The 19,547-nt window shown below is 64.2% G+C and carries 15 protein-coding genes and 1 pseudogene; 3 read left to right on the top strand and 13 right to left on the bottom strand.

Translation table 11 applies throughout. The features are described from left to right. Nucleotides 1–51: 51 nt before the first annotated feature. Nucleotides 52–539: pseudogene (locus tag P9A17_RS26390) on the bottom strand (MCE family protein); the annotation flags it as partial. Nucleotides 540–1,260: 721 nt separating this feature from the next. On the opposite strand from P9A17_RS26390, the gene P9A17_RS26385 reads away from it, so the two are divergent. Further along, nucleotides 1,261–1,398 carry a hypothetical protein gene (locus tag P9A17_RS26385; protein ID WP_278041704.1) on the top strand — a complete coding sequence of 46 codons (138 nt, stop codon included), beginning with the start codon at nt 1,261–1,263 and terminating at the stop codon, nt 1,396–1,398. Between the two features lie 68 nt (nt 1,399–1,466). On the opposite strand, the gene P9A17_RS26380 is transcribed toward P9A17_RS26385, so the two are convergent. Further along, entirely contained in the window at nt 1,467–4,964 is a 3,498-nt protein-coding gene (locus P9A17_RS26380) for an indolepyruvate ferredoxin oxidoreductase family protein (protein ID WP_278041703.1), read from the bottom strand. A gap of 171 nt (nt 4,965–5,135) precedes the next feature. Between P9A17_RS26380 and P9A17_RS26375 the strand changes: the two genes are divergently transcribed. Beyond that, nucleotides 5,136–6,296, top strand: a complete 1,161-nt coding sequence (locus P9A17_RS26375) for a helix-turn-helix domain-containing protein (protein ID WP_278041702.1) — start codon at nt 5,136–5,138, stop codon at nt 6,294–6,296. A 100-nt stretch (nt 6,297–6,396) separates the two neighbouring features. Here P9A17_RS26375 and P9A17_RS26370 read toward each other — a convergent pair whose 3' ends face one another. Continuing rightward, nucleotides 6,397–7,011, bottom strand: coding sequence for a nuclear transport factor 2 family protein (locus tag P9A17_RS26370; protein ID WP_278041701.1), 615 nt, complete (start codon nt 7,009–7,011; stop codon nt 6,397–6,399). Nucleotides 7,012–7,080: 69 nt separating this feature from the next. Then, nucleotides 7,081–8,652: an aldehyde dehydrogenase family protein gene (locus tag P9A17_RS26365; protein WP_278041700.1), complete on the bottom strand. Its 1,572-nt coding sequence runs from the start codon at nt 8,650–8,652 to the stop codon at nt 7,081–7,083. 16 nt (nt 8,653–8,668) lie between these two features. On the opposite strand from P9A17_RS26365, the gene P9A17_RS26360 reads away from it, so the two are divergent. Next, a complete protein-coding gene (locus P9A17_RS26360; protein WP_278041699.1) occupies nt 8,669–9,586 on the top strand; it encodes a LysR family transcriptional regulator in 918 nt (305 codons plus the stop codon). 1,060 nt (nt 9,587–10,646) lie between these two features. Here the strand turns inward: P9A17_RS26360 and P9A17_RS26355 are convergent. From P9A17_RS26355 to P9A17_RS26315, 9 genes are all read right to left on the bottom strand, one after another. Beyond that, nucleotides 10,647–11,144, bottom strand: coding sequence for a CAP domain-containing protein (locus P9A17_RS26355; RefSeq protein ID WP_278041698.1), 498 nt, complete (start codon nt 11,142–11,144; stop codon nt 10,647–10,649). Continuing rightward, nucleotides 11,141–11,536, bottom strand: a complete 396-nt coding sequence (locus tag P9A17_RS26350; RefSeq protein WP_278041697.1) for a DUF732 domain-containing protein — start codon at nt 11,534–11,536, stop codon at nt 11,141–11,143. Before P9A17_RS26350 ends, P9A17_RS26355 begins: the two co-directional genes overlap by 4 nt. 65 nt (nt 11,537–11,601) lie before the next feature. After that, on the bottom strand, nt 11,602–12,069 hold the full coding sequence (locus tag P9A17_RS26345) for a hypothetical protein (RefSeq protein ID WP_278041696.1): 468 nt from the start codon (nt 12,067–12,069) through the stop codon (nt 11,602–11,604). 185 nt (nt 12,070–12,254) lie between these two features. Next, nucleotides 12,255–13,007: an Mce protein gene (locus P9A17_RS26340; protein ID WP_278041695.1), complete on the bottom strand. Its 753-nt coding sequence runs from the start codon at nt 13,005–13,007 to the stop codon at nt 12,255–12,257. After that, entirely contained in the window at nt 13,004–14,440 is a 1,437-nt protein-coding gene (locus P9A17_RS26335; protein WP_278041694.1) for an MlaD family protein, read from the bottom strand. Before P9A17_RS26335 ends, P9A17_RS26340 begins: the two co-directional genes overlap by 4 nt. A gap of 259 nt (nt 14,441–14,699) precedes the next feature. Next, nucleotides 14,700–15,833 carry an MCE family protein gene (locus P9A17_RS26330; protein ID WP_278041693.1) on the bottom strand — a complete coding sequence of 378 codons (1,134 nt, stop codon included), beginning with the start codon at nt 15,831–15,833 and terminating at the stop codon, nt 14,700–14,702. Continuing rightward, nucleotides 15,830–17,176, bottom strand: coding sequence for an MCE family protein (locus P9A17_RS26325; RefSeq protein ID WP_278041692.1), 1,347 nt, complete (start codon nt 17,174–17,176; stop codon nt 15,830–15,832). Before P9A17_RS26325 ends, P9A17_RS26330 begins: the two co-directional genes overlap by 4 nt. Continuing rightward, nucleotides 17,173–18,504: an MCE family protein gene (locus P9A17_RS26320; protein WP_278041691.1), complete on the bottom strand. Its 1,332-nt coding sequence runs from the start codon at nt 18,502–18,504 to the stop codon at nt 17,173–17,175. The genes P9A17_RS26325 and P9A17_RS26320 overlap by 4 nt, the downstream gene beginning before the upstream one ends. Then, nucleotides 18,501–19,532, bottom strand: coding sequence for a virulence factor Mce family protein (locus tag P9A17_RS26315; protein WP_278041690.1), 1,032 nt, complete (start codon nt 19,530–19,532; stop codon nt 18,501–18,503). Before P9A17_RS26315 ends, P9A17_RS26320 begins: the two co-directional genes overlap by 4 nt. Between the last annotated feature and the right edge of the window lie 15 nt (nt 19,533–19,547).

Here is a 19,547-nt window from a genome sequence, read left to right as displayed (position 1 = left end):
GGGCCACCGGTCAGGCGGATCGACGTAGCAGTTCGCTTTTGGATGCCAGGACTATCCGGGCATCCCCACTTGCGCAGTATTGCGCGGCGGACCGTCCAACGGCCCAAACAGCCATTTTTTGAGACCCTCTGAGTTGAGCACAATGCCCGAGTTGCAATACTGCGCGGGGTTCGCCCCGACGTCGCCGACGATCAGCGGCGGCGTGAATTCGGCGGGCAGCTCGGGTAGGCCCAACTCGTCGCAGTAATCGCGTCCCCACTCGATGCAGCCACCTTAGGCAGGTCCCGCGGGTAGCGGTACCGCTCGACACCCAGCGTGAGTCCCGACGAGATCAGAACTCCGGAGAACTGAGGCGGTGACCTGGCGAATGGAACCAGACCGCCGATGCCACACCACAACGACCTTCGATAGGCAAAGAGGAGGTCGGTGATGGGCAACAGTTTATCGAACGCAGTGGTGAGCGCCTGCCGATTTCCTCCCACGACGTCGTTGCCTGCGCCGGTTAAACCGATTGAGCTGAAAAGGAATTGGTCGAGATTGTGATGCGGCACCGATACGTCGGTTTCACCGATCCTCCGATTGGGCAGGGACTGCCGCTCCATCCAGTACTCCAGTGCGGCCAGGATCAAGTCGTCTCTGGTGGACCCGACGATGACAACGCCGTGACACGACCCCCCTTCAACGCCCTACCGGCACCGACATTGGAGGCTGCTGCATCCGCGCGAAACTGGCTAGCGGTAGGCACTTTCGCGATCACGCAGCGGTAGTTTTCACGTGGAACACCTTCGCGGGAGGATCCGGCGAGGACGAGATGGCTGTCCTCGTCGACCTCATAAACCTGCGGCGTCGACGCCGACGCACCCGCACAACAGCGGCACTGCTCGATACCGCCGTCATGATGCTCCGCGAAGTCGATTTTTACGACCTCACCGTGAGCGCGGTCGCCCTGCGCGCGGGCATCGCCGAAACGGCTGCGGCAGCGCTATACCGCTCGGCAAGCGAGATCGTTGTCGATATCTGCCTGCGCCGCATCCACGATGCTCCCATCGGCAGCGCCACCGCCAGTGGCTCGACGACACGCATTGTCGCGCAGCTGAACTCTGTCCTCCACATAGTCGCCGAAGAGCCCGCGCTAGCGACAGCCTGCGCACTAGTACTTCTCGACACGGGACCGGCGGCGACGCGCGCCCGCGCGAGGAGATCGGCCACGAGATTCACCGAGTCATCGCATCAGCAACAGGACCCGGAGCATGGCCCGAAGTGCTCCACACCCTCGGGCTGGCATTCACCGGCGCGCTCATCCAAACTGCGACCGGCGCGATGCCCTACGACGTGGCTGCCCAACGCCTTCATGACGCGGTCAGCCTCCTGCTCGGCAACGAGCCCGGTCACCATTAGTGCTCCGCCCTTACCGGCACGACAGCGTCAGAGGGATAACTCGAAGCCACTGCAGGGCCTGCCGAGCTCTAGATATGGGCGGGCTCAGAACTCAACTGCTGCAGGATCTCTGAGCGACGTGACCGATACTTCTCGAGGGACTGAAGTTTGATGCTTTCGTAGCCGCGGACGACATCCGGCAGGGCGGCCAGCTCGAGGACGGCGTCGTGCGTTGCAGGCGAGAGCGCTTTCATCGCGGCGTTCATCGACGTGGCGTAGTCCTCGATAAGTCGACGCTCCTCGCGCCTGACGTTGTCGTATCCGAAGAGATCGAGGCGGGTACCGCGCAGCGTGCGCAGGCCGTAGAGGATTCGCAGTACCGGCTTCGCCCACCAGGCCTGCAGGCGGATTTTTTTCTTCAGTCCGAGGGCTCGAAGGAGGGGCGGATGGAGCAGGATCGAGTAGCGTGCGCCCTCGCCGAACTCCTCGCGGATCTGACTTTCGAGGTCCGGGTCGATGTGCAGTCGAGCCACCTCGTATTCGTCTTTGTAGGCCATGACTTTGAACAGGTGACGCGCGAAAGCTTCGGTGATCGAGGTGCTTTCGCCGATCGCGGTTGCCTCTGCTCGGCGGACGTCCTGCACCTGCTGTGCGTACCGTGCGGCCCATTTGTCGTTCTGATAAGCCGTAAGCTCGGCGACTCTGCGGCGGATGAGAGCATCCAGCGCGGAGGAAGCCGGGGAGGAGTTGACCCCGGGGTCGCCGTTAGCGACGTGCTGACGACCGAGCCGGAATGCTGCGAGGTTTCGCTCCACCTGGACACCGTTGAGGTCCAGCGCCCACTCCACGCTCTCGGGGGAGAGGGGGACGACTCCTGACTGCACGGCGACGCCGAGGAGGAAGATGTTGTCGTATTGGTCCTCGTCTAGGGCCGCGGCGCCGGTCACGGCGTGAGCGTCGACGAAGACATTCTCAGGCCGCGCGCCCGACCACTCGATTCGCCCGATCAGATCTTCGATCGCCGGGAAGAGCGTGGCGGTATCGGTCACCATCCGGCCGGTCGGAGTGATCGAGGTCGAGACCACCGCGTAGGTGCGCTCTGGGGCTATCACCTCCAGGTTCGTCTCGGTGGCGGCTACCAGGATGTCGCAGCCGAGATAGAGATCGCACCCACCGGGGCCGATTTTGTTGGTGCCGAGGATTTTTGACGTCGACAGGCGGATGTCAGATACGACCGCCCCACCTTTCTGGGCCAGACCGAGTTGGTCGAGCCCTTTGACTTGGAGTCCGGCGTGGGATGCGGCGGCAGCGATGACTTGTGCCACGGTCACCACACCGGTGCCGCCGACGCCCGTGATGCGCATCGAGAAGTCCTCAGCCGTGACCAGCGGCTGCGGATCGGGCAGGTCCGTCGTCTCAGGCTTTGGTGTCTTTGTCGGCGTCGCCGATAGAAGCCGGTGGTTGCGCTTCTTCGATGCTTTCCGCGGGACGACCTCAACGAAGGACGGGCAGTCACCTTTGAGGCAGGAGAAATCCAAATTGCAGGAGGCTTGGTGGATTTCGGTCTTTCGGCCGAACTCGGTCTCGGTCGGGCGGACCGACAGGCAGCCCGATTTATCGCCGCAGTCGCCGCACCCTTCGCAGACCCGTTCGTTAATGAAGATGCGACGGCTAGGCGACTCGACAAGCCCCCGCTTGCGCTTGCGACGCAGCTCGGTGGCGCACTCCTGCTGGTGGATCAGCACTGTCACCCCGGCAGTGTGAGCCAGCTCTTCCTGCACCGTGATCATGTCGTCGCGGTGACGGATCGACACTCGGGCGGGCAGACGGCGTCCGAACGCTCGACGGCTCTGCTTGGGTTGGTCACTGGTGATCACGATGCGGGCAACACCCTCGGCCAGGAGTTCAGAGACGATCTGCGGGACGGCCATCTTGCCGATCGCCTGCTGGCCACCGGTCATGGCGACGGCGTCGTTGTACAGCAGCTTGTAGGTGATGTGGGCGCCGCTGGCGATGGCGGCGCGAATGGCCAGGGAGCCCGAGTGGTGAAAAGTGCCGTCGCCGAGGTTTTGGAACAGGTGATCCCGCGTGACGAACGGGGCCATGCCGATCCACGCAGCCCCTTCGCCGCCCATTTGGCTATGACCGATCGAGTCGCCGATCCGGCTCTCGGGCATGAAGGCGACCAGGGCATGGCAACCGATGCCGGCGCCCACGAGCGAGCCATCGGGAACTTTCGTCGAGCTGTTGTGGGGGCAGCCGGAACAGAAGGACGGGCGCCGCGGCAGGATCGGTAGCAGCGTAGGTACCCGCCGCGCCGATCGTTGCTCGAGCCACGTGGCCACTGAGGCAGGTCCCCCGTGGTCGCGGATGCGTGGAGCCAATCGCGTCGCAATATAGTCGGCAGGGAGATCGCCGTCGGCTCGGAACAGTTCGCGGCCCAGCTCGTCTCGCTTGCCGACGACGCGTGGCGCTTCGGACGTTCCGTAGAGCAAGTCTTTCAGGGCGAGCTCGATAAACGCCTTCTTCTCCTCGACCACGACGATTTCGCGCAGCCCCGAGCTGAACGCGTCGATGACGCCTGGCTCTAGGGGATGGATCATCCCCAACTTCAAGATCTTCACGCCGCTGCCGACGAGGCTGTCGTCGGTGATGCCGAGATCAGAGAGGGCCTGCCGGACGTCGAGATAGGTGGCCCCAGCGCAGATGATCCCCAGCGTTGCCGCCTCATCGCCGATGACGTGATTGAGGTGGTTGGCTGCGGCATAGCGTCGCGCGAGTTCCAAGCGCTGGCGAACCTGCGTGGCCTCAAGCCGTGAAAGTGTGGGCTGCAGAAGGTGTCCCGTCGGTTCATGCTCGAACGCCGCGCCGTCGAACGAGGTGTCGGGAACGACCGGTCTGACCCGGGCGGGATCGAGGCGCACCGTGCCCGAACCGTCGACGACGTTGGTCGCCAGCTTCATGGCAATCCACAATCCCGATATCCGTGACATCGCAACACCATGGAGGCCGAGATCGAGGATGTCTTGGGGGTCGGCGGGGGACAGACACGGCATCCCAAGCTCGGCGATGGCAGACTCCGAGCTGCTCGGCACCGTCGAGGACTTCGCTATCGAGTCGTCACCTACCAGGGCGAGAACGCCGCCGCTGCGATGGGTTCCGCCAAGGTTGCTGTGGCGGATGGCGTCGGTCGCTCGATCCAGGCCCGGCGCCTTGCCGTACCAGATGCCGACCACACCGTCTCCGATCCGGTCTGCCGACGCGGACGCTATCTGCGTTCCTTGGACCGCGTTGGCGGCCAGCTCCTCGTTGACGCCGGGCTGAAAGACGACGCGATGTTCGAGAAGGCGCTTCTTCTGCCGCGACAGTTGGAGATCGAGCCCAGCAAGGGGCGAGCCCTCGTATCCGGAGATGAAGACGGCGACGTCGAGTCCCTGCTGCTGGTCCAGACGCCGCAGGTCCAGGGGGAGTCGGACAAGGGCCTGGATCCCGGACAGGTGGACTTCTCCGTCGAGCAGATCGTAGCGATCGTCGAGCGGACTACCGCTGGCGACAGGGCGGTCGGCCGCGGCTGCTTGAGTCGTCATGAAAGGTCCTTCTGCTGCACATCATTTGGGCTTATCCCTATTATTTGTGTTCTACGGCACGGCGATCTACGGCCGATTCCCAGTTTTAGGCAGTAAGGAGCTCAAGTGATTAGTGGAAATCACGGATCCGACCGTGAGGGTTGGGTGGCGGTACAGCGCACCCTGAGCGTCATGGTCGATGAGGTGTCGGCTTTGGCGGACACCGTCACCAGTTCCATTCGCAGTGCCCAACCCGTGTACGCCGTCGTCCCCGAACCCGAACATCGCAGCGCCGTCGCGCTGCAGGTGCTCAACCGACTTCACGCGCTGTCTGAACAACGGGGGTTGAGCTCCTCCGAGCTCACGGCGGCCACCGATCTGGCTGCCAAGCGCGCCGCGGGAGGGGTACCCATCGATGCGCTGATCGCGGCCTATCAGGTGGCCGATGCCGAGATCTGGCGGATCCTGGTTGAGCGCTCGAGCCCTCCGATGGTTGCCCTCTTACCCCGCATCGGCACCCTCATGTTCGAGGCGATCCGTGAAACCACCACAGCGATGGCGGGGGCACACAGCAGCGTTGCCCGAGCAATCGACGGTGACAGAATCACCCTGGCTCACCAATTCCTGGAGTGCCTGGAGGACCCCGAGCAACAGTCGGCCGCCGCGGTCATCGCCGCGCGGCTGCGGCTCGACCCGCGAGGGAAGTTCGTGGGGCTGGTCTGGCAGCCCGCCCCGGGCGTCACGGAGTTCTCAGTGCATGGCAGCGTAGTGACATTGCCGCCGCACTTGGCCACCGACGTCGTCAGTCGTACGGTGGCCGGCGGTCAGCTGGAGATGATCACTCAGGTCGGGCGGCTACCGGAGATCGTGGTTCACGGCCCGGCCGAGGGAAGCCTTGCCGGGCGCTGGGGAATCGGGTTGGCGCGGCCGGGACTTGCCGGCGCAGGTGAAAGTCTCGGCGACGCGCGCCTGGCATTCACCTGCACGTCCACTGCGCACCCGGTTCGCACCTTCGAGCACGACTGGAATGAGGCGGTCCTGCTCGCTCAACGGGAACGGCTACATGTACTGCTGGCCCCGACGGTCGAAGTGGCCCAAGCCAACCCACACCTCACCGAGACAGTCCTGGCCTTCGCGGCGGCTGGCATGTCGATCGCGGCGGCAGCGCAGGCGGTCCACGTGCACGCCAACAGCGTCACCTACCGGCTTGAACGCTGGTCCCGGCTCACCGGACTCGAAGCGCGTTCGTTCGCCGGGCTCTCACAGTCGGTCATTGCCTGCCGACTGGCCAGCGGTCATCTCCAGCCGACAAAGCCCGCAGAGCCGGAGGTCGACAGCGACGGTCGCGGTTGAGGACCCCCGCCGAGTCGAACGCCCTAGCGGCGGTCCGTGTCGTGGATCCACCCGAGTCAGTCGGTGAGGCCATCGCTGCGTCGACTGGTTGACGGGATGGTCACTCGGTAATCCACGCAAAGGCGTTGTCGTACAACGCTTCTGCCAAGGAAGGCTTATCGTCGCCGGGGAGATCGGCAGGGACGCGAAGTCCGAGTCGATTCAGGCTCCACGCCAGCCACGCATAGCTTGGCCGGAACGCTTTCAGCTCGTCGGCTGGCACCAACGGTGCCGAGGCAGCCGGTGTGGAGTGCAGTTCATCGCGCTCGTAAATGGCTTGCATCCGAACGATTCCCCACGTTCCGGAGCGTCGTTCGAGTTGGTAGACCAGACGCGCGTAGCCGGTCAGCACAGTGCCGACACCCTCCACGGTGGGGTAGGTCTCGACCACGACAGGCATGACCGCGACGGCGCGATCCTGGTGCACGTGGATGGCCGGCGGCTCAAGCCGGTGGCATCCGACGGCGCCCTGCTCGGCAAGGGCCCGCGAGCTGGCAACGAAATCGGCTCCGCTGCCATCAAACCAGCTGATGGTGACGCGTGAGTCGTCGTGGAAGAAGGTCAGCATCTGCGACCACCATCCGCGATCCCGCGCCTGTCGTTCCTGCACCAGTATTTGATTGATAGTGACGATATCGAGCGACGAGAGCTGCTCATGGGTAAGCACGGTGACCACTACTCCTTTGCGTGGGCGATGGGACAGCGCCTTCCACCCCGGTTGCGGGTGGAAGGCGCTGCTGATAGGTCAGTTGATCGGAAGCTGTTGCTGGCCAGACTGAATGGTGATGGCGATGACGTCGGTGAAATCATCGCGATAGCCTGTCGGGCCGCTGCGGCCCCAACCGCTGTCACGGACGCCACCCAGCGGGAGGTGGATCTCATCGCTGATGGTGACCATGTTGACGCGGATCGCTCCGGCCTGCAGGCGGGCCGCGATCTCCAATGCACGCGTCTGTTCGGAGAGAACGCCGGCGCACAGCCCGTACATGGGGCGGTTGGCGATATCGATGGCTTCGGTCTCGTCACGGACCGGTTGCACGACGACCACAGGTCCAAATGTCTCCTCATGATTGATTGTTGCGGAATCCGGAACATCGATGAGCACGGTGGGCGAGTAAATCTGCCCTTCGTAGGTGGCCCCGCAGAGCGCCCGGGCACCGAGATCAGTCGCCTCGCGGACCCGGCGGTCAACCTGTTCAACTGCGGCCGGGGTGATAAGTGGCCCGATGAACGTTGTTGGGTCACTGGGATCTCCGGTCGGCAGCGTCTGCGCCGAGGCCACCAGCCGTTGGGTGAACTCCTCATAGATTCGCTCGTGGACGAGGATCTTTCGCGCGTTCATGCAGACTTGGCCCTGATGCCAGAATGCGCTGAACGTGGCAACCTGCACGGCGTAGTCGAGGTCGACGTCGTCCATTACGAGCAGTGGGTTGTAACCGCCGAGCTCCATCACCGTGCGCTTGAGGGCTCTGCCGGCCCTCTCGGCTAGGTGGCGGCCAGTAGCGACGCTGCCGATGAAATTGAGGCAGCGCACGGCCGGGTTGTCGAAAAACTCGTCTGCAATTGGTCCGGCCTCTCCCGGGGCATGGGTCACGACATTGATCACGCCAGGCGGGAAGCCGGCCTCGTGGACCACCTCGGCGATGAGAAGCCCAGCAGACAACGGAGCCAACTCAGACGGTTTAATCACGACGGTATTGCCAAAGACCAACGGGGCCAGCGCAGAACGCCAGCTCAGCAGGGACGCGCCGTTCCACGGCACGAAGTTGACCACGACGCCGAGTGGCCGCCGTTCGACGTAGTGCCGGGCGCCCGGCAGATCCGACGGGAGACTCTCGCCGGTTGGGTTGTAACCCCACCCGGCGACCTGTTCCATCAAGGTGCCGAGCAGATCAATCTGAAAGCCTGCGTTGAAAGCGGCCGCACCGGTTTCGCGGGCCAGTTGGGCGACCAATTCATCGCGGCGCCGATGAACGACTGCGGCCGCCCGGCGGAAGAGTTCCGCTCTGGCTCCGGGTGACATCCGTGACCACTCATCGAAGGCGCGTTCTGCCGCGGCGACGGCTTCGGCGGCTTCAGCGCGTCCGCACCGTGCGACGTGGGCGTGGATTTCGCCCGTGTAGGGGTTGAAGTCTTCGAAGGTTCCAGCGGGCGCATCGCGGAATTGCCCGTCGGCGTACCAGCGATACGTGGGTGGTGTCGATCCGTCGATGATGGAATCAACTGCGGCGCTACTTGTCATCAGTACTGCCTCCTGGGTTGCGGTTGGTCCTGCACCTCCAATCCTTCGACCGAGCACATCATGCGTCAAATGCATATTGGTAACCTTAACTATGCATCCCATGCATTTCGATAACGTGGACTTGAACTTACTTCCCGCGCTAGAGGCACTGCTGGACGAGCGGCAGGTCTCACGTGCGGCGCAACGCCGAAATTTGAGTCAGTCGGCGATGAGCCGCGTGCTTGCCCGCCTGCGCAGAACCTTCGATGATGAACTGTTAGTCCAAACTCCGGCCGGCTACGAGCTGACCCCCCGAGCGCGAATCCTGCGCAGCGAGATGGCCGAGGTGATGCCCCAACTGCGTGCACTCATCGCCGCCGACACATTCAACCCGGCGCTGGCCAGCAACACGATGTGTTTGGCTGCAAGCGATTACGCTACCGACGTGCTCGCCGACGGATTGTTTCGCGAGTTCTTCCGGCAGGCGCCGAACATGTCACTGACCATCGATCAGGTCGTTCCGTCGACTTACGAGGACATGCAACGAGGGCGCGTCGACCTGGTCCTCGGGCCTTTGGCTCCACCGGAACCGATGATCGCCGAGACCCTGTTCGCCGACGAATTCGTCTGTCTGATGTCTGACGGGCATCCTGTCACCGACGACGCGCTCACGGTGGAACAGCTACGGGCGTACCCGCATGCACGTGTGGCGATGTTGCATGGCCAACAGATGCTCGTGGACGCCACCTTGGCTGAGCTCGGCGTGCATCCTCGTCACGCCGTCACGGTTCCCTACTTCTCGACGCTTATCACTGCGTTGATGTCCACGACGCTGATCGCAGTGATACCGCGACGATACGCACTGAGACACCTGACCGGGAATCTCCGAATGGCCCGCCCTCCAGAAGTATTCGCGTCACTGGACTACGCCATGTTGTGGCATCCGCGATTGACCAACGACCCTGCCCATCGATGGTTGCGGACCCTGCTCCGGTCCGTTTCGCCTAGTTCGTTACCCAATGCAGAATGACTGTGAAAGCTCGGCGATTACGATCGAAATATCGACGTGAAGGTTGTGACCGCCTACCCGACGGTAGTGGGCGCAGAAGCAGGCTGCTGCCTTCTCCTTCGTCGCAGTAGCCGACCATCGCGGCTGGACCGCTGCAGGTGACGGCTGCGGGACTGTGGCCGACAGCCGAGAGTTGTTGTCAGTGAGCAGTTTGCACGTGTCCGTCGGGGTGGCGCCCTTTCCAGCGACCACGGTGCGGCGGTGCGCCACATGTGGTGGGTGTTGGCCTCGAGATAATAGGTAGGCCCGGCGGTGATCACCGGCTCCAGGTGATGTCGGAGGAGATGTGAACCCGTGACTGCGAACCGGCCGAGCGGTACCGGCCGAGATGGAAGGCGGCGAGTGGTGGCCGTGGCAGTGCCGCCTCGGGCCGCGCCCACGACGGGATGTCCGGATCCCGTCAATTCCTTTGCCCAGCCATTTGATTGGCAGTTGAGCGGACAGGAAGGTCTTCCATTGGCGGCTGCCGCCTAATTCCCCGTCGGTGCAGATGTCGAGGCTCCGCGCGGCGCCGGCGGGGGCGATGACCGAAAACCCGCGACCGGCCAGGGTTGCCATGCGTCGTCCGCCGTGACCCAGTTGCTGACCTCGGGTGCGGCGTTGAACACGTCGAGCAGAACACGTCGTGCTGGCCACCGCCTTGGAAGTCGACGGGGGATGTCGCCACCCGTGGCCGCCGAGGGCACCAGTAGATATTCGACGGGATAGTCGTCGCCTCAGATGCAGTCCATAAGCTCACGACGGCTACTGGCGCCGCGCGGCCGGCTTGGACGGTAATGCCGAGTTCCATTGTGGCGGCGTCTCGCTGCATGCGTGGGTGGTGTCGCGGCGCTGCCCCGTCACAGCGTGTTGATCCGGCTGGATTACACGGGCGGGTAGGCCGGAGGCGGGTAGACGCCGCGCAGGATCCAGGCGAACCAGTTCATGCCGTATTCGAGTTCATCGCTGACATCGTAATCGGGGTTGGGGTCCATCGATGACTCCTAGGTGTCGAAGTGGCGCGGTGGTCGTGGTCGGGTCGCTAGGCGGGGCGACCGTATACGGCGACGACGACGCTGCGGTCGAAGCTGTTCTCCGACCACACGCCAATCTGGGTGTTGGCGCAGTCCGCCATGATGGCCAGATAGTCGGGGCGGTAGTACCACTGGTTAAGTATTTCGATGCCGCTGATGGCCAACGCGGGGTTGATGGCCACGGTTTCCGTGGCCACACCGCGGAACCCTGCGGCGTTGGCGCGGTCCTGCACCATAGAGCCATCTGATCCGATATCACCGTCCAAAGCGCGGTTGGCGAGCACGTCGTGCGTGTGCCATTGGGCGGCCAGCCTCAGTTGCGGGTTGATGTGCACCTCGTTGGAACAGCCGGCCTGTTGCTGGATGGTGTAGACGTTGGCCACCACACTGTCGTTGAGCCGCCTGTTGTCCGCGTGCGCTACCGGTGTCGCCAACAGCGTTGCGGCGCAACATATAGTGAGCAGGTGGGCGCCGCGACGAAGCGTGGCCTTCGAGGCTGCGGTCATTGGATGTGGCTGTCGGCTGCGGATCGGCGTAGCCGCCAGATCTGGGCGGGACACAGTTCGTTGGCGGCTTGACCGAGCAGATAGGTGGCCTGGTACTCGTCAGTGGTGGCGAAGTCACGCTCGATGGTGGAGACCAGCTGCGGGTAGCCAACGCCGTTGGCCAGCGCATCGCACAGGCTGCGCCCGTAGGCCAGCGCGGCGTCGGCGTGAGCGAAGTGGTAGCCCGGGCGCACCGTTACGTTGACGAGGTAGGCGACGGCATCAGCCTGCGCGGTGCCCGTGGCACCGGCGCCGACCGGTAGCGCGGCGATGCCTAAGCAGGCAAGCGCAGTGATTCGCCAGCGTCGAGTGCAGCGCGGGTCCGCGGCGGCTCGGGTGGGTCGTATTGTCATCGTGTGGGGCGTCATCCTGTGCCGCGGGGACGGGTATCGGCGATGATTTGATAACTCATGGGACATCAGATGGGGTCGAAACCGCTGACGAGCCAATGGGTTCCGACCTTGTCAAGGGTGACCCGCACAGCGGAGGCGGTGCCGCTGGGTGCGTCTTGACCCTGGGTGATCGACTGGTTGACGAAGACCAGTACCACGGCGTGCTGAGGGGAGGCGTCGACCGAGGCGGCGGCCGCGACGTTCGCGGCTGCCGAGATGCGCTTCTGCTGCGCACCCGGGATGACGACGTCATTGATCAGCGACGTGTAGGAGTCGCGTAACGCGCCCGTGAGTCGATCACGGGCCGCGTTGAGGGTGTCAGCGGCGTCGGTGGAGTTATAGGACAGCATGGCTACCGTGGTGTCTATGGCGGCACTGACCGATTCTGTGCGGGCAGCGGCGAGCGCGTGATCGCGCAGCTGGAGGTACTTCAACCAGCCGGCTGCGCCGGTTACCGCAAACACGAGCAGCGGCAGCACCAGGAACACTGCCACGCGGGTTATCCGGCCAGGGCCAGGATGACTGTCAGTGGAGCCCGTGTCGCCAGCGCGCGCGGAGTGCTCATCTACGGGTGTGGCCTCAGAAGCGACGGAGGTCTGTTCGACGAGCGCCGTCTCGATGGGAGTGAGCGAGTCGGTTAGGGGGGCGGCCTGCGGGGGCGCGTCTGTAGATGGGTTGGTCATGGAACGAACTCCACGTTGGCGATCTTGGCGTTCTCGCCGTCGCGTTCGACGAGGATCCGCATGCGCCATCCTCGGCTGCGCTGTTCTGGCTGATTGCCCTGGGTGCTGGTGACGTTGATTGCAACGAGAACCTGTGCACCGGTGGGTGTTTCGGATTCGATGCCGGCATCGACAATCGTGCCTTCGGTGCGGGACTGGGTTTGTTTGACCACTGTAGTGAAGTCTTGCGCACGGGCGGAGAAGTCGTCGCGGAACTGGCCGGTGGACACATCGAGGATGCGCGCGATGTCGGTGTCGGCGTGCTGCCAGTCGATGGTGGTCAGGTTCAGAGCACCCTGGCGTGCGGTTTGCAGGTAAGCGGCCTCCTGCTGATCAGCGACGTGTTGATCGTGATAGGTGTCGGCCACCCATCCGCACACCGCGGCGACACCTGCTAGCGCGCCCAGCCCGAAGAGCAGTGCGATTCGATGCGGTGGCATTGACCATCGCAGCCGTAGCGGGCTGCGACCCGTGGTGTCGACATCGTTTGCTGCAGCAGCGGTTTCGGCGTCGCCGTGCGGTTCGGCCGCTTCCGGTGGGCCACCGGTCGCCGCGGCCGGGTCGAGGACATGATCGCCGGCGTCATCGGCGGCTTCGTTGGTGGCGCCATCCTCACTGTCGGTTAAGTCGGCGGGCGGTGCCGTTGTGTCGGTTGCCCGTTGCAGTGCGTGGTGTGTCGGGGCGGACTGATTGGTGGTGTGGGTGGTCACGGTTGCGGTCCTCCTGGAGGCACCATCAGGTCGTGCAGGCTCGGCGGATCGGTCTGGCCGTCGGCCATGTTGGTCTGGGTGTATCGCTGGCCGTCAGGGCCGAGGTAGCTGCCGGTGGCGGGATCGTATGGGGCGACAGCGACCGGAGGCGGCGCGGCCTGAGGCCGCGGTTGGGGGACCGATTGGCCGGTGGTGGTGGCGTTTGCATCGCCCTTCCAGTTGTAGCCGTCGTTGAGTGGCACGTACTGCTCGTCGCTCTCGCACATCGCGACGGTCGGCGCGCGTTTACCGGGGCGGGTTGCACAGGGCAGGTTGCGGGCCCCGCGGACGTTGAGCATCGAGTCTTGCGGGACCCGGCAGTACATGTCGCCGGCGGGCCGGTCCGGGAAATCGACTTCGCTCGGGGGTCGTAGTTGTTGGGGGGGAAGGTATCCGGTGTTACAGGGCGGGGGCACGTTGAGGTTCAGCGCAAACGACAGATACACACCCTTGTAGTCCTGTTTGGTGTCGCGGTTGGCCAGTGTGGCGCCCTGGATGGTGGCGACGGCTTCGGGAAGCAGCACGAGCAGTTGTTCAATGTTGGGCTGGTAGACGATGCCGACGTCGGCAAGGTTGACCAGGTTGCTCAGCAGGATCGGCAGTGTAGGGCGGAGTCGGTCATTGAGTTGATGCAGCTCATCGAACAGGGGCGGGCCGTCCTGCAGCACGCGTTGTAGCGCGGGATCGTGCTGGCGCAGTGAGGATGTGATTGCGTCGATATTGGCTGCCCAGTTCTGGATGGCGTCGGAGGTGTCAGTCTGGGTGTCCAGGATCGGCTTGGTCTGATCGATGAGCGTGGTCAGCGCATCGAGATTGGCGCGTGCGTCGATGGCCAGGTTGGTCGATCCTTTGACGATCCGAGACAGCTCGGGGCCCAGCCCGCCGACCGCTGTGAAGCCCTCGTCGATAGCGGTATTGAGATTGTCGTGCGGGATGGCCTGCAGCCCTTCGTTGGTGGCCGTCAGCAGCGCGTTGACATCGGGGGGAACTTGGACGCGGTCGCGGGGGATGACGGTGCCGTCACTGAGATGAGGTCCACTGTCGGTGCGCGGAACCAATTCGACAAACTGCTCGCCGACGGCGGTTTGGCTGTGCACCTGGGCCTGCAGGTCGGCGGGGACGGCGACGTCGGAGCGCAGTGACAGAACTGCCCTCACCCCGTCATCGGTGAGCGAAATACTCTGGACGCGCCCGACTTCGGTGCCTCGATAGGTGACGTTGGCATTCGGGTACAGGCCCGCCGCGCGCGGCAGGTCGATGAGCACGCGGTACTGCCCGACGCCGAAGTACGTTCCGGGCACATCGAGGAAGCCGAACCCCAGTGCGCTGGCGGCGATGACCGACATCGTCACGAAGAACGCGAGCTGCACTCGCACTCGCCTGGACAGGTTCATCGCATCACTGCCCGGTACGGTCCCCGACCGCTTTGTCTGCTTCTGTTCCGCATCAGCACTTGATCTCGGTGCGGCGATAAAGTCTTGGGCGCCCGGTCATTCCAGCGCGCTGCGGCTTCCGCGCATGGGTGCGCCACGGCCGCTGCGATTGCCGTCACGGTCACCTCCTTGTCGTCGATGTCTTGGTGGGCGGGGCCGAGGCGTTCACTGGCCGGTGGGCGCTGCAGGTGGAGGCTCGACGTGTAGTCGGCTGCATTGGTTACGGCCCCTGATCGAAGCGGTACGGCGCAACCAAGGGGTTTCCTGCGGTGTAGGGGCTGGGCATTGTGCCGATGGTGCGGCCCCACTGCATCTCCAGTTCGGTGAGATTGCCTTCGAAGCGCGTGCCGGTGAACAGGCCCGCGTCGAGACGGCTCAGAGTCAGGTCGATGACCGCGGTGATGTTGGCGTAATCGCCGCGAAAAACCCTGCCCAGGTTGTCTTTAGCGAAGGGGAAGGTGGTGAACAGCCCTAACGAACGTGTCAGCGCGGGTCCGGCGTCAGCCAGCGATGTGAGCACGGGCACTAGGGCTTTGAGCTGGCGCACCAGGGAATCCTTGGTCTGATTAACCGAGTCGGCGGCCAACGCACTGAACTTTCCGAGCTGCTCCACTGCGTCGAGAAGATGTTGGCGCTGTTTGTTGAGGACGGCCAGTGCGGCCGGCAGGGTCTGCAGCGCCTTGTCGACGATGGGTCTCTGGGCGGCGAACTGTTCGGCGACCCGATTGACGGCGTCGGTGGCGGCGATGATGTCACTGGTCTGGTCATTGAGGCGGCCGATGAACACGTCGAGGTTGGATAGCAGGTCGCGCAGGTCGTTTTCGCGCCCGTCGAACGCGGTGCTCAGCGCGGTGGTGATGTCCTGGACTTGGCCGAGTCCGCCACCATTGAGCAGCAGGGAGGCCGCGGCCAGAGTTTGTTCGGTGGTTGGGTAGGAGCCGCCGCGATCCAGCGGAATCAGCGAACCCTGGCGCAGTCGCGACGGCGATGCCTCATCGGCCGGTGCTGCCAGTTCGATGTGCTGGGAGCCCAGCAGGCTTGTCTGCCCCAGAGTGACGGTCGCGTTGGCCGGCAGGATCACGTCGCCGTTGAGGCGAATCGTCAACAGGGCGTGCCAGTCCTGGCGTTCTATCTTGGTGACGGTGCCAACGTTGACGTCGCCGACACGCACCCGCGAATTCGGTTGCAGGTTGTTGACATTGGGCAACTGCGCCTCGATGGTGAACGAGCCGGGTCCGTCGCCTTGGGTGCCCGGAAGCGGAAGTGAGTTCAGGCCTTTCCATCCGCAGCCGGTGAGCAGGCTGAGGGCGACGACGGTGATGGCGGCGAACGCGGTGGTGGGTCGTCGGTTCATCGTGGCGGTCCCTGCGGAGGCAGCATCATGCCCGGTAGTCCGGCGCTGGGGTCGGTGGGCTGAGGGTGGGGCGTGGTGTGCAGTGGGGCTTCTGCAGGCAGGGCACCGGGCGTCAGGTCGCCATTCTGCGGGGATGCCTCGGCGACAGGGGGCTGCGGTGGGATGTAGTCGGGTCGCATCCAGTCTTCGCTGTAGGTGACTTCATTGGGGCGTGCGGTAGCGCCGACAATCGGGTTCATTCCCAGTGGCGGGAAGTTGTATTGGCGGTTCTTGATGATGGGCGCCAAATATTGGACGCAGAGCTTCGAGGACTGTTCGGCGTTGAGTCGAGACGCGGCCTGGATGGCGCCGCACAGGAATGTGATCGGGTTGTTGAAGTTGTTGGCCGCCAGCACGCCGCTGACGGTGCCCTGGGCGGGAAAGTAGGTGTTGTTGGAGTTTTCCAGGGTGGTTGGTCCGATATGCAGGAGCTGTTTGATGTCGCCGATGCTGTCGTTGAGCGCTTGGGACAGCGATGTCAGCTTGTCGGAGGTGACGCCGAGTGATTCGCGGTTGTCAGCCACGAACGAGCTGACGTCATTGGCGGCCTCACTGAGCGCCTCCACCGCTTTCCCGGTTTCGTCGGGGGAGTCGGACAGCTCGGAGCTGACCGAGGCCAAGTTGGTGTTCAGTGCGCGGATGATGTCGGTGCTGCCCTGCAGTGCAGAGACCAGCGCAGCGAGGTTCTTGACGCTGGCGAAGACGTCGCCAGTGTTGTCGCCGAGTGCTGAAAGAGCTTGGGAGAGTTCAATGATGGACTTGCGGATAGCGGGGCCTTGTCCACGGAGGTTGTCAGCGGCGGTGTTGACTAGTGCGCCTAGCGTGCTGACGTTGCCGGGTTCGGTGGGCTGCAGGGCAGCGGTGAGCTTTTCCAATTGGACCCGGAAATCGTCGAATTCCACGGGCACTGCGGTACGCGCTTGCGGGATAGCGGCACCGGTGGTCATGGTGGCGCCGCCGTGATAGGGCGGGGTGAGTTGAATGGCGCGTGAGGTGACCAGGGTGGGCGAGAGGATGACAGCTTTGGCATCGGCGGGCACCGGGTAGTGGGCGTCGAACCAGAAGCTGATTTTGACCCGGGTGCCTTGAGGTTCGATGGTGTCGATCTTGCCGACGTTGACGCCGCGGATGCGGACGTCGTCGCCGGCGAAGATGCCTTTGCTGTTGTCGAAGTAGGCCGTCACATAGTTTCTTTGCTGGGTATCGATGTGCCGCATCAACTGCCACGACGCGCCGGCGATGACGGCGACCAGAAGGGTGGCGATGGCGGCGCGCACCGTACGCCGCACGGTGAAGGTGCTCATTGCTCGGCTCCCGACGGCGTCAGCGGGTCGCTGATAGGCCCGATGGGAGGACTCGGCGAAGGGTTTGGTGATGGGTTCGCCGGCGGTCCCGGTGGCGGTCCACCTGGGGCCGGGGCGGGCAGCGGCTCCCGGTAGGGGTAGCAACCGGTGGGACCCGGCAGCGGGATGCCGGGTGGCCCGCAGCCCGGGTCGTCGGGGTTGCCGGTGATGGCGTCGGGAAGGGTGAGGCGCGGGTCGCCGCCCTGTCCGGTTCGCGGGTAGGGGATCGGCAGTGCCGGAGTGCCGGGTTGGCCGACCTGGGGGTCGGTGCGTTGGGAGGGAAGCAATACATTGGGATCTAGTCCCAGGTCGGAGAATGCGGCGTCGACGAAGGGTTGCAGGAATTGGCCCGGCATCAGATTGGACAGATAGGCCTTGAAGAATGGGCCCGAGCTGAGGGCCTCCCCGAGGCCCATGGCGTAGTCGCCGAATCCTTTAATCGACTTCTGCAGTTCGGTCTTGCGGTTGTCGAGTGTGGCTAGGACCCCGTTGAGTTTGTCGAGGGTGGGTTTGAGGGTGCTGCGGTTATCGGCGACGAATCCGCGCAGCTGTTGGGTAAGCGCGGTGAGGTTGGCCGAAATCTGGTCTACAGCGTCGCGTTGAGTTTGTAGGGCGGCCAGGACTGTGTTGGTGTCGTGCACCAGGTCGACGATTTCGGTGGTGCGTTGTCCCAGGACGGTGGTGGCGCGGCCGGCGTTTTGCAACAGCGACCGCAGCTCGGTGTCGCGTTGGTTGATGGCTTCAGAGAAGCGGGTGACGCCGTCGACGGCGGCGCGCAATTGTGGTGGGGTGTCCTGAAGCGTTTGGCTGAGCGTGCGCAGTGAATCCGACAGCTGATCGGTTTGCAGGCCGCTGATGGTGGCGGTCAGATCGCCGACGGCATCGGGTAGTTGGTAGGGCGAGGTGGTGCGGTCCAAGGGGATGGTGGCGGCCAGGCTTTCCTCCCCGCGGGGGGCGACTTCGAGGATTTTGTTGCCCAACAGGCTGACTGTCTTGATGGCCGCCTCGCTGCGGTCTCCGAGGTGGATGTCCTCATCGACGCTGAAGGTGACAAGCACGCCTTCGGGTTGCAGGCTGATGCTCTCCACGCGGCCGGCACGTACCCCGGACACCTCGACGGGAGCATCGGCGGTCAGCCCGCCGGCTTCGTCGAAGAGGGCCGAGTAGCTGGCCGCCGAGGAGATCCCCGGCAGGTTGTTGAAGTTGTAGGCCGCGACGGTGACGGCGACGGCGACGACGACGCCGAGGCCGCCGATGACGGCCACATTGCGTTCCTGCAGCGATTTCATTTGGGGGTGCACCTGCCTGAGGATTGGCCGGCGACCTTGATGTACACGGGTTGGCCACCCTTGCCGTTGACTTTGAGAACCAGATCGCAGAGGTAGAAGCTGAAGAAGTCGCCGCCGAGGGCCTGCCGGTTCAGCATCCGGTAGGTGTCGGGCAAGGTGGCCAGCAGATTGTCGAAATAGTCGTGGTCGGCCAGCACGTTGGTGGCGACGCGGTCAGTCTGGGGCAGAGCCTGCTGCAGAGGCGGGCGGGCCTGCGCGAGCAGGTCGGTGATGGATTGGGCCGCGGCGTTGCTGTAGGCCAGGCCGTTGACCAGATCTTGATCGCGGTCGGCGAGCGCACCGGTGAGTTCGGCTAATGAGTCGACGGCTTGGCCGAACTCGTGGCTGTGGTCGGCAAGTGACCCCAGCACGATGTTGAGGTTGGTGATGACTTGCCCGATGAGCTCGTCGCGGTCGGCGAGCGTGGAGGTCAGAGCCGCGGTTTGCGTCAGGATCGATCCGATGGTGGGTCCTTGGCCTTGCAGCGCGGCGATCAATTGTCCGCTCAACGCGTTGACCTGGTCGGGATCAAGAGCGCGGAAAAGAGGACGAAAGCCGCCGATGAGGGCGTCGAGGTCTAGCGCGGGCGCGGTCCGGTCGAGGGGGATGGTTTCTCCTGGCGCGACTTTGCGGGGATCGCCTGCGCCGTCGACCAGTTCGAGGAATCGCCCGCCGATCAGGTCGTCGTAGCGGATGACCGCGCGGGTGCCGCCGGTGAGAACCACGGAATTGTCGGTGGTGAATGACACCGCCACGGTGGCATCGTGCTGGACGGAGACATCTTTGACCTTGCCGACCTCCACGCCCGCGATCCGCACAAAGTTGCCTGGCCGCAGTCCCGACCCGTTGGCGAACACCGCGTGGTAGGAGACGTAGTTCTCAAAACGCAGCTGCGAGAAGATGGCGATGACGGCGAATGTGCCGATCAGGCATACGGTGACGAACGCAGCCAGCCGCAGTAGCAGCGGTGTCAGCTTCTTCCCTCGCACGGTTTGCGGCCTTTC

It is taken from the genome of Mycobacterium sp. 236(2023), assembly GCF_029623955.1.
GTDB lineage: Bacteria > Actinomycetota > Actinomycetes > Mycobacteriales > Mycobacteriaceae > Mycobacterium.
The sequence above is the reverse complement of the archived record's forward strand: the minus strand, read 5'-3'. Positions and strand labels throughout refer to the sequence as shown.